At 61.8% G+C, this 10,079-nt stretch carries 8 protein-coding genes; 4 read left to right on the top strand and 4 right to left on the bottom strand.

Annotated features, from left to right (window positions below; translation table 11 throughout):
• Positions 1-23: 23 nt before the first annotated feature.
• A complete protein-coding gene (locus tag HMPREF0178_RS08450; RefSeq protein WP_009368333.1) occupies positions 24-1,322 on the bottom strand; it encodes a phenylacetate--CoA ligase in 1,299 nt (432 codons plus the stop codon).
• Between the two features lie 129 nt (positions 1,323-1,451).
• On the opposite strand from HMPREF0178_RS08450, the gene purD reads away from it, so the two are divergent.
• The 3 genes from purD to lepB all read left to right on the top strand — a co-directional run bounded on the left by purD (position 1,452) and on the right by lepB (position 4,007).
• A complete protein-coding gene (purD, locus tag HMPREF0178_RS08445) occupies positions 1,452-2,723 on the top strand; it encodes a phosphoribosylamine--glycine ligase (protein ID WP_009368332.1) in 1,272 nt (423 codons plus the stop codon).
• 1 nt (position 2,724) lies between these two features.
• Positions 2,725-3,228 carry a 5-(carboxyamino)imidazole ribonucleotide mutase gene (gene purE / locus HMPREF0178_RS08440; RefSeq protein ID WP_009368331.1) on the top strand — a complete coding sequence of 168 codons (504 nt, stop codon included), beginning with the start codon at positions 2,725-2,727 and terminating at the stop codon, positions 3,226-3,228.
• Between the two features lie 155 nt (positions 3,229-3,383).
• The gene (lepB, locus tag HMPREF0178_RS08435; RefSeq protein WP_009368330.1) at positions 3,384-4,007 is read left to right on the top strand and encodes a signal peptidase I; all 624 of its coding nucleotides are present in this window, start codon (positions 3,384-3,386) and stop codon (positions 4,005-4,007) included.
• Positions 4,008-4,370: 363 nt separating this feature from the next.
• On the opposite strand, the gene HMPREF0178_RS08425 is transcribed toward lepB, so the two are convergent.
• From HMPREF0178_RS08425 to HMPREF0178_RS08415, 3 genes are all read right to left on the bottom strand, one after another.
• On the bottom strand, positions 4,371-6,065 hold the full coding sequence (locus HMPREF0178_RS08425) for an LIC12162 family protein (protein ID WP_009368329.1): 1,695 nt from the start codon (positions 6,063-6,065) through the stop codon (positions 4,371-4,373).
• 30 nt (positions 6,066-6,095) lie between these two features.
• The gene (locus tag HMPREF0178_RS08420; RefSeq protein ID WP_009368328.1) at positions 6,096-6,572 is read right to left on the bottom strand and encodes a hypothetical protein; all 477 of its coding nucleotides are present in this window, start codon (positions 6,570-6,572) and stop codon (positions 6,096-6,098) included.
• Positions 6,573-6,922: 350 nt separating this feature from the next.
• On the bottom strand, positions 6,923-7,981 hold the full coding sequence (locus HMPREF0178_RS08415) for an N-acetylneuraminate synthase family protein (protein WP_009368327.1): 1,059 nt from the start codon (positions 7,979-7,981) through the stop codon (positions 6,923-6,925).
• Positions 7,982-8,311: 330 nt separating this feature from the next.
• On the opposite strand from HMPREF0178_RS08415, the gene HMPREF0178_RS08410 reads away from it, so the two are divergent.
• Positions 8,312-9,811, top strand: coding sequence for a penicillin-binding protein activator (locus HMPREF0178_RS08410; protein ID WP_009368326.1), 1,500 nt, complete (start codon positions 8,312-8,314; stop codon positions 9,809-9,811).
• Positions 9,812-10,079: the final 268 nt, after the last annotated feature.

The following is a 10,079-nucleotide window of genomic DNA, read 5'->3' as shown; positions in this document are numbered from 1 at the left end:
AATCTCAAAACCACCCCTCACTCTCAATCACTCAGCCTCAAATCGGTGATGCGCTTGGCCTTGGAGAAGGTACGCGGCAGCGCGCCGGGATCGACGATCTCGACGCTGATGCGGGCCATGATGCGCTTGTGCATCTCGTCGCCGATGGCGCGGGCGATCCCCGCGTCGTTGCCGGAACCGACGCCCGACTGACGCTCCACGCGCAGACGCATGTAGTCGAGCCCTTCCGAGCGGGTAAGTTCAATGTGATACTCGCCGCCCACATCGGGATAGAGATTCAGCACGTCGGCAATCTGGCCGGGATAAATGTTCACGCCACGGAAAATGATCATGTCGTCCGAACGCCCGCGGATGTGTCCGTGGCGCGGGATGGCGCGCCCGCAGGGGCAGGGTTCGGGAATGAGTCGGCTGAGGTCGTGCGTACGGTAACGGATGAGCGGCACGGCTTCTTTGGACAGAGAGGTCACGACCATTTCGCCGACTTCGCCTTCGGGAACGGGCTGGAGCGTGTGGGGATCGATGATCTCGATATAGAAAAGGTCCGCCCAGTAATGGATGCCTTCCCCGACCTCGCAGTTCAAGCCCGTTCCGGGGCCGTACATCTCGGTCATGCCCGCGATGTCGTAGCTGGCCTCAAGGCCGAGTTTTTCGGTGAAACTCTGGCGCATTTTGAGGCTGTGCGGCTCGGAACCGAAAATGATCTTCTTGAGTGCGATCTTGTCGCGCAGATTGTGGCGTTCCACTTCCTCGGCAAGGAGAAGGGCCATTGAGGAGGTGCAGCCGATACAGGTGGTCTGCAGGTCCACAAGAAGCTGGAGCTGCATGTCGATGTTGCCGGGGCCCACGGGGATGGTGAGCGCCCCGAAGCGCTCGCTGCCGAGCTGGAAGCCCGCTCCGGCGGTCCACAGGCCATACCCCACGGCAATCTGCATACGGTCTTCCGTGGTCAGCCCGGCAAGCTCGTAGCAGCGGGCCATCTGGAGCGCGAACGTGTCCACGTCCTTCTGGGTGTAGGCGAGGATTTTGCGTTTGCCGGTCGTACCGGACGAGGCGTGCACGCGCACGACTTCGGAGGGCTCCACGCAAAGCAGGGGCAGGGGGTAGCCATCGCGCAGGTCGGTCACGTCCGAAAAGGGCAGACGGCGGACATCATCAAGGGTCTTGATGTCCTCGCCGCAGGCAATGCCCGCGGCGGCGAGCTTGGCGCGGTACTGGGGGCTCTTCATGGCCTGCTGCACCGACCATCGGACGCCCGCGAGCTGGTGTTCGGCAAGGAAATCGGCGGGAAGATGGGGAAGGAAGCGGGGCTTGGCAGGTGACATGGCGTCTCTCCGGCAGGGGGGCGGCAACAGGGTTGCCGGTTGTCTTTTCGACGGTAAACGGCTAGTGTCGGTCGATTCAAACAAACGAAAGTTTGCTATTTAGCAGAAAATATTTTGGAGGGAAAGTACATGCGCGTGCTCATCATCGGGTCCGGCGGACGCGAACACGCTTTGTCGTGGAAGGTCGCCCGAAGCGGAAAAGCCGAGAAAATCTACTGTGCTCCCGGCAACGGCGGGACCGCGCAGGAAGGGGAAAATATCCCCCTGAAGGATAGCGACGTCGCCGGTCTGGTGTCTTTTGCCAAGGGAAACGTCATTGATTTCGTGATTCCCGGACCGGAGCTTCCCCTCACCCTCGGCGTCGTGGACGCCATGACTCAGGCGGGCATCCGCTGCTTCGGCCCGAGCCAGTGGTGCGCGCAGCTTGAGGGCAGCAAAGCTTTCGCCAAGGACATCATGCAGAAAGCGGGTGTTCCTACCGCCGCCTGCGGCGTATTCACCGAACTGGAAGCCGCCAAGGCCTTTGTGGAAGAAAAGGGCGCGCCCATCGTCATCAAGGCGGACGGCCTTGCGGCGGGCAAAGGCGTCGTCGTGGCCCAGACCAAGGAAGAGGCGCTCGAAGCGCTCAACCAGATCATGGGCGGCGTGTTCGGCGCGGCCGGAAGCCGTGTGGTCATCGAAGAATTTCTGGTGGGCGAGGAAGTGTCGCTGCTGGCGTTCTGCGACGGGAAAACGGCCCTCCCGCTGCCTTCCGCGCAGGATCACAAGGCCGTTTTCGACGGCGACACCGGCCCCAATACCGGGGGTATGGGCGCCTACAGCCCGGCCCCGATCGTGCCCGATGCGGAACTGGAAAAGATGGCCGACATCGCCATCCGCCCGATCCTCGCCGAAATGGCCCGGCAGGGGCATCCTTTCACCGGTATCCTTTATGCCGGCCTGATGATGACCAAAGACGGCCCGAAAGTTTTGGAATACAACGTCCGTTTCGGAGACCCGGAATGTGAGCCCCTGCTGATGCGTCTTGAAAGCGATTTGCTGGAGATCATGGACGCCTGCATTGACGGGCGGCTTGATGAGGTCAAGCTGTCCATCCGGCCCGAATCCGCGCTCGGCGTGGTCATCGCCGCCGAAGGCTATCCCGGCAGTTATCCGAAAGGAATGGAAATCAAGGGTATCGACGCCGTGGACGCCCTGCCGGACACCAAGGTGTTTCAGGCGGGCACGAAGCGCGAAGGTTCCCGCACCCTGTCTAGCGGTGGCCGCGTGCTGTGCGTGACCGCGCTTGGGAAGGGGCTTGCCGAAGCTCAGAAGCGCGCTTATGAAGCTGTCGCCAAGATCGACATGGAAAAGAGCCAGCATCGTTCAGACATCGGTGCGAAGGGCCTGAGGAGACTGTAGTATGGAAAAAGCCAAGGTAGCTGTCTTTATCGGCTCCGCATCCGACGAAGCCACCGTCGCCCCCTGCGCCGACATCCTGAAAAAGCTCGGCATTCCGTTCCGCTTCACGGTGACTTCCGCCCACCGTACCCCCGAACGTACCGCCGAACTCGTGGATTCGCTGGAAGCCGCGGGCTGTGAGGTGTTCATCTGCGCCGCCGGCATGGCCGCCCATCTCGCCGGCGCGGTTGCCGCCCGCACCATGAAACCCGTTATCGGCATCCCTGTCGCCGCGTCTCCGCTCGGCGGCATGGATGCGCTGCTCGCCACCGTGCAGATGCCTCCCGGATTCCCCGTCGCCACCGTCGCCCTTGACAAGGCCGGGGCCCGGAACGCCGCTTGGCTGGCCGCCCAGATCCTCGCGCTTCACGATCCTGAGCTTGCCCATCAGATCCGTATTTCCCGCGAGCGGTTCAAGTCCGACGTTGCCGTCGCCGGGGCTGAGATCGAAGCCAAATACTGTTAAGTTCTGTAAAAAATCCTATGGGGAAGGGGGCTCATTGTAAGGAGCCCCCCTCCCCGTACTCCTCTCCTCAAACGCTCGTGCCGCAAGCCCGGGAAAAGGCATCCGCCGTTCCCAAAGGGATTGAAGGGCACTTTTCCTAATGGACCCCCTTCTTTATGAATGAACAACTTTCTCTCATCCAGAGGTTTCGCAAGACCGTGATAGGGGAATACGCCGAGGCGCTCATCTGGGCGGTAGCTCTGGCTCTGGTCCTGACCACGTTCGTCGTGCAGGCGTTCAAGATTCCGTCCGGCTCCATGCTGGAAACGCTCCAGATCGGCGATCACCTGCTGGTCAACAAATTCCTCTACGGCCTTCGGAATCCTTTTAATGACGACTACCTGATCCGCGGCGTCGAGCCCAAGGTCGGGGACATCATCGTGTTCCGTTACCCCAAGGATCGGAGCCTCGACTACATCAAGCGCATTGTGGGCGTTCCCGGCGACACGCTGGAGATGCGGAACAAGGTATTGTACCGCAACGGCGTTGAAGTGCAGGAGCCGTACACGCAGCATTCGCAGCCGCTCATCATGATTCCGGGCCGCGACAACTGGGGGCCGATCACCGTGCCCGCCGACAAGTTTTTCGCGCTCGGCGACAACCGCGACGATTCCGCCGATTCCCGTTTCTGGGGCTTCCTTGACCGCAACGATATCCGCGGCAAGGCGTGGCGCATCTACTGGTCTGCCGACGGCCTCAGCAACATCCGTTTGAACAGGATTGGGAAAGCCGTCGAGTAAGGGAAAGATTGGGGAAGGGAGGGAAAACTTTTCTGAAGAAAAGCTTTTCCCTCCCTTCCCCAAACCCCATCCCTCCCTTTCCAAAGACTTTCGACTTTATCGAATCCCTTTTCCCCGCTTTCCCTGTGGGCAAAAAGAAGAGCCTGAACAATGTGTTCAGGCTCTTTGTTGTTGAAAGGGATATATTTTGAACAGGTGAAAAAGGGTGCCTTGATTTTTTCTACCCCGGATTGGAACGAACTCCTGCCGCGCGGCCTCCCCACCAGTCGAAAGTCTTTGAAGAGGAAGGGGGGAGGTTTTGGGAGGGGGGGGAAGGGGAAACTTTCTCCAGAAAGTTTCCCCTTCCCCCTCCAATCTTCTCTTCTATACATCCTTCAACACGAGCTTCCACACATGCGGGACGTCGTCCTTGTTCGTGAGGGCGTGCTGCGACGCCCACGGCTTGCACGCGGCGCGGACGGAGGCCCACCAGCCGGGCACGTCGCCCCAGACTTCGGCGGCCTTGGCTGCGGCGGATTCCGGCGTGTCGTGCAGGATGCCCGCTTCCCGGAGCTTGCCGAGCAGCGGCAGGGCTTCGGGGGTGAAGCTGGCGGTCTCGGGGTTCCAGTAGAGCAGGAACGGGATGTTCGCGGCAAGCGCCTGCGCCAGCGTCGTCCCTGCGTGATCGAGCACAAGCAGGCGGCAGCCGAGCAGACGCGGCTCGAGGGGGCCAGTGCAGCGCGTTACCTCGGGGAACCGCCGGAGCAGCCACGGGGCGTCCTCAAGCGAGGAAGGGACGTCGAAATAGGGCCGGTACTGGGACTGCTTGCGGAGTGCTTCGGGCAGGGCGGCCATGAAGCGGGCCTTGTCCTCCCGGTAGGCGAATTGCTGCCGCCCCCGGAGCATGGACTTGAGCGTATAGGGCAATAAGGCCATCTCAGTGCCGACGAGCAGCAGCGTGGGCGACTTCTCACGGTGCGCGTCGCGCAGGGCCGCAAGCTGGGGATGCGGCAGGGGCAGGAAGTTGCCGGGCATAAGGCCGTGGCGCTTCCATCCCCATGTGATGAAGCGGTGCTGGCAATACTCGACGAGCGGATAGGCCACGGAAGTCCTGATATAGCCGTACTCGCCGCCGTGCTGGATGAAGATCATCCGGCAGCCGCGCCCCCGGTGCAGGGCCATCTTGATGCGGTAGGCGTCGTCCTCGCAGGCCGCCACGCTGACCACGCGCGAGCGGATGCGGGCCTGTTCGTGGCCGAGCGTCTGCGGGATGGACGCTTTCCGCAGGGATTCGGGGAGCAGGGCGACGGCGAGAGCAAAGGCCTCGTCCTCCGTGAACCCGAGAGGCAGGGGCGGCGCGGACGGATCGCCGAGCAGCCGGAGCGGGATGGTGTCGTCCCGGCGGTCCCGGTTGAGCGTGAGCACGACGGACAGATCGAACGACTGCCTGAGGCTGAACCCCTTGACGCGGGGAAAGGGCAGGCTGAACAGGATGTTCCGCGCGACATGCTTCAAGAGGTTTTCCCGTCTGGTCGGGGCGGCCTCGCGCCGGACGGGCGGCAGTTCCTCGGCTGTCCATGCGGCGGGCCAGTCCCGTTTCAGCAGGCGGGAAAACAGCCAGTGGTTCCACTGAGGATTGAGGATGCCGCCCATGATGAAGTCCTGCGTGTCCGCGAAGGCGAATTCCGAAGCGTCCAGCACGGGCACGGAAAGAGGGCGGCCGCCGAACGTTTCCAGAATCCCGGCGGCACGGTACAGGCGGTCGATCAGCGTTTCCACGGCGCGGACAAGCCACGGGGCCAGTACGAAGTCCCAATAGCGGTCGTCGTGCTGCGTGCCGTAAAGCTCATTCAGGTAATCCCGGAGCCGGGGGGCAAGCTGCGTGACGAGCTGGCGCGCCTGCCTGGCGGCCGTTTCCAGCCGTTCGGGATCGGCCAGCGGTTCCGGCGGCATGTCGAAACCGGTTTCTTCGGCTGACGCCGGGGCCGTACACCACGGCCCGGCCAGGATGTGGGTGGCCGGGGTCGCGTTTTCCGGGGCCGTACCAAGAATCAGCGTCGTGATGGATTGAGTGGTCACAGGAGATGCCTCTTTCCGCGCCGCAGGCAATCAGAGGTTTGTGGGCGCTTCTGGTTTTTCCTTGTTGTACTGCCGCATCTGATCCCGGAACAGGTTCATGGCGTCGTCGAACAACTGCGGAAGCTGGTTGTTGAGGGTGTCCTCAAGTTTCGACCCCAGTTCCTTGCCGTCCTTCTTCGCCTTGTCCATCGTTTCCGAGATGCTGTCCTGAAGGCGCGGGGCTTTCGCGGCCGCGTAGAAGGCCGGGGCCACGTTCCCGGCTGCCTTTTCGATCTCTTTGCATTCGCCGACGGTGATCTTGCCGTCTTTCATGGCTTCGTCAATGAGCGGCATCAGCTTCGTACGGAACATCACGGGATCGATGTCCCGCAGGCCGAGCAGGGAGGCGTATTGCAGAGGCGTGATCTCGTCGGTGTCCTTCGGGCCGTCCGAACCGAACAGCGATGCGCCCGCATAAGCCGGGTTCAGCAGCATCAGGCATACGGCGGCAATGAGCATTTTTTTCATGGCGTTTCCCTTTTGGATGTGTGTTGTGGAATCCCGGGGGAGGGGAGACATGTTTTTCCCGAAAGAAGGCTCCCTTGGCTTTGCTTCTCCCCTCCCTCGGGCCCCACACCTGTCTTCCTGCAAGATGTGCGCGTTTCTCCGTTTCCCTTCTTGGGAAACACCGGATCGCGCCGGACTTGAGGAAGATTGAAACACAACGAACCGAATGCTCAATGATTGTCTTGCCGTTCACTGTGGCGGGCGCTCTCCATTCCCTTCTTCCGTGCGGAATTCTGGGGAAAGAGGCGGCCCGCAACGGATAGGGCGGAGGAAAGGGGACCTTCTCCAGCCCCTTCCCGCACATGCGTTTCTTATTCCAGATGCGCCCACTGGAGGACGGTATCTTCCTCGATGTCGGCGCGGGCGGCCATGCCGAGCACTTCATAGTAGTGACGGGGGCTGATGCCGCCAGCGGGACGCTTCCACGTGAGGTCGTCCTTGTCGATGATCTTCCCGGCGGGGATGTTGCGGTTGGCGACGAGGGAGCGGCGGGCGTTCTGGCGGGCGGGCTCCTCGGAGGCCAGCGCTTCGATGCGCATTTCCCCGATCATGGACAGCGTCCGCTCGAAATTCTGGCGGAAAAGCTGGAGATCCTTGTAGTCCATAGCGTGGTAATGGTCGTTGCCGGGCAGCGTCTTGTCGTGGCTGAAATGTTTTTCAAGGATTTGTGCGCCGAGCAGGGTGGCGACTTCCAGCACCTTCATGTCGTTGGGCAGGGTGTGGTCGGAGTAGCCGATGACGTGCTGCGGGAAATGGCGGACGAGGGCCGGGATCATGCCGAGCGCGGCGTTTTCGTCCATAGTGGGATAATTCAGCACGCAATGGAGCAGGGCCAGCGGATTGCCCTTGGCTTCAATCCAGCTCACGGCCTCGGCGATTTCAGCAAGGCTGGCCGCCCCGGTGGACATGATGATGGGTTTCTTGAAGTCGCACATGAACTCGATGAAGGGGCGGTTCGTGAGGTCCGAAGAGGATATTTTGAATACGTCCATCATGTCGTTGAGGAATTTGGCGGACTCCACGTCGAACGGGGTGGACATGAAGGCAATACCGGCCTGATCGCAGTGCTTTTTCAGGTTTTCGAATTCGCCTTTCCAGAACGAGTCGTGCTTTTTGAACAGCTCGTACTGGCTCGGGGTCGGCTCTTTGCTGGTGTCCCAGTAGGCCGGGGAATGCTTGGAGGCGAGGGTCCCCGCCTTGTAGGTCTGGAACTTGATGGCGTCCGCGCCGCCGAGGGCGGCTTCGTCGATGAGGCGGCGGGCGATGTCCATGCTGCCTTCATGGTTCACACCGGCTTCGGCGATGACGTAGGGACGCTGGAAGCGGGTGACCGGGACGGGGTGCTTGCTGATGAGGTCGATGAGGTTCATAAAACGCTCCGTGAGAAGGTGCGGTGGTTACGGGAAAACAGAGGGTACCCTTGCCTTGTACCCTTGCCGCGAACGCCGGTCAAATGGCGTAAACCGGCATCAAAGCCCTGTGGTTAGGCGAACCGGGCTTGCCTCGCTTTCCGCCATGCTGTAGCCTTGAAACGCCTATGAGGAACGGATACGCCTTGTCGTCTGTCTTTTTTAGGTTGCGACCCCTGCTTTTTTGCGGGTTTTTTGTTCCCTGTGCGGCGTATCGCATACGGATGGAACCATATTTTTGGGGGAATCATGAACGGTTGTCTGAAACGGCCTGCACGGGCAGGCGCTTTGATGGTTTTGGCGTGCCTTCTGCTGCTCGCCGGGTGCGGCCGTACCGTATTTGTCTCCGGCGGCGGGTATGCGCCTTCGTCCCAGCCCGGCCATGCCGTCAGCGGCCAGCCTCTTTCCGAACAGGCCGATGCGGCGTGGAAGGCGGGCAATTATGCCGAAGCCGAGCGCCTGTACAATGTGGTGGCCCGCGATGCGGCCCTTCCCACGGATCAGCGCGCGCTGGCGTGGGAGCGTGTGGCTCGGGCGGCCCTTTCCAGCGGCAACATGCAGGGCGCCCAGAATGCCCTGAAATTCTGGAAGGATCTGGTCCCCGGAGCGGAAAACAGCTCCGCGTGGCTCGATGTGCAGAGCAAGCTTTCCGGTGCGGGCGGCGCAGGGCAGCCGTCGTTCAGTTCCGGGTGTGTGGCCTTGGCCTTGCCTCTGAGCGGAGCGTACGGGCCGTTCGGCAACAAGATCGCTGCGGGTGCCACGGCCGCGCAGGGTGAATTGTCCAAGTCCGGCATGATGATGGATGTCCGCATGATCGATACGGAGTCTTCCGACTGGCTGGATAAGCTGTCTCAGCTGCCCCCGCAGTGCGTGATGGTGGGCGGCCCCTTGCGCGCGGATCGCTATACCGCGATGAAGTCCCGCAGCATCCAGCAATCGCGCGCCGTCTTCGCCTTTCTCCCGAGCCTTGAAGGAAGCGACGAAGGGACGGTCGCGTGGCGTTTCTTCGCCAGCCCGCAGGATCAAATCGACGCGGTCCTCACTTTTACGCGCAATCTCGGCATTTCCAGCTACGGCGTCCTTGCGCCGACGGATACTTACGGGCAGCGCATGACGGATCTGTTCCTTAAGGCCGTGCGCACCAACGGTTCCACGGCCAAGATAGCGACCTACCCTTCCGGCGACACCTCCAGCTGGGGCGAGGTGATGCGCGGTTTCGTGGGCGGAACCATGCGCGGCAAAACCCCCGTCCCGACGTCGACCTTCCAGGCGGCTTTTATTCCGGACAGCTGGAAGAATCTGGAGCTGCTCGTGCCGTTCCTGTTCTATCAGGGCGAGGATCGCCTCGTGCTGATGGGTACGTCCCTTTGGGAGCAGGGGCTTTCCAACCGTTCGAGCGTCAATGTGGCGAATCTTGATCTGGCGATTTTCCCCGGCGCGTGGAATCCGGCGTCCCCGTCCCCGGCGGCGGGCGCCCTCGTGCGTGCGATGGCCGAGTCCGGCAAGGGCATCCCGGATTTCTGGGAAGGCATCGGGTATGACTTTGTCCGCATGGCCTCGGTCATGAATCTTCAAACCCCGTGGACGCCCGCGCAGGTGAACCAGCGTTTGGCTTCCGCCCAGAACATGGAGTGGAGCATGGCTCCCATGAGCTGGTCCAACGGCAAGGCGGCTCAGGCACTCTTTGTGTTCCGTCCGGTGCAGTCCGGTTTTGAGCTTGCCGAGCCCGGGGCGTTCAAGGCCCGTTACAACGAGATCATCGCCCGCCACGCCCGCCGCGTAGGGAGATAAAAGGCAGTGCCTCCGGCGGCTGGGGGGCAGACCCCCTCAGGGCGAATGAAAAGGGTTCCGCATCCGGCTTGCGCCGGACACGGAACCCTTTTCATTCGCTCCAAGGCCGTCAGGGGCCGTCTTTTTTAAGGGCACGGCGGCTCGGAAATTGTTTGATATGGAGAGGGAAAGGAGTTTTTTTAGTCTGTTGCCGGAACGGACTCCTGTCGGGGAGCCTCCCCATCAGTCGAAAATCTTGGGAGAGGGAGGGATGGGGGGTGTGGGGGAA

Origin of the sequence: Bilophila sp. 4_1_30, assembly GCF_000224655.1 — a bacterium.
GTDB lineage: Bacteria > Desulfobacterota > Desulfovibrionia > Desulfovibrionales > Desulfovibrionaceae > Bilophila > Bilophila wadsworthia.
The sequence above is the reverse complement of the archived record's forward strand: the minus strand, read 5'-3'. Positions and strand labels throughout refer to the sequence as shown.

What these genes read in the sequence shown, in the direction of transcription:
- HMPREF0178_RS08410 (WP_009368326.1), top strand. Translation starts at nt 8,312, where the DNA reads ATGGTTTTGGCGTGCCTTCTGCTGCTCGCCGGGTGCGGCCGTACCGTA.
- lepB (WP_009368330.1), top strand. Translation starts at nt 3,384, where the DNA reads ATGAATGAACAACTTTCTCTCATCCAGAGGTTTCGCAAGACCGTGATA.
- purE (WP_009368331.1), top strand. Translation starts at nt 2,725, where the DNA reads ATGGAAAAAGCCAAGGTAGCTGTCTTTATCGGCTCCGCATCCGACGAA.
- HMPREF0178_RS08420 (WP_009368328.1), bottom strand. Translation starts at nt 6,572, where the DNA reads ATGAAAAAAATGCTCATTGCCGCCGTATGCCTGATGCTGCTGAACCCG.
- HMPREF0178_RS08450 (WP_009368333.1), bottom strand. Translation starts at nt 1,322, where the DNA reads ATGTCACCTGCCAAGCCCCGCTTCCTTCCCCATCTTCCCGCCGATTTC.
- purD (WP_009368332.1), top strand. Translation starts at nt 1,452, where the DNA reads ATGCGCGTGCTCATCATCGGGTCCGGCGGACGCGAACACGCTTTGTCG.
- HMPREF0178_RS08415 (WP_009368327.1), bottom strand. Translation starts at nt 7,981, where the DNA reads ATGAACCTCATCGACCTCATCAGCAAGCACCCCGTCCCGGTCACCCGC.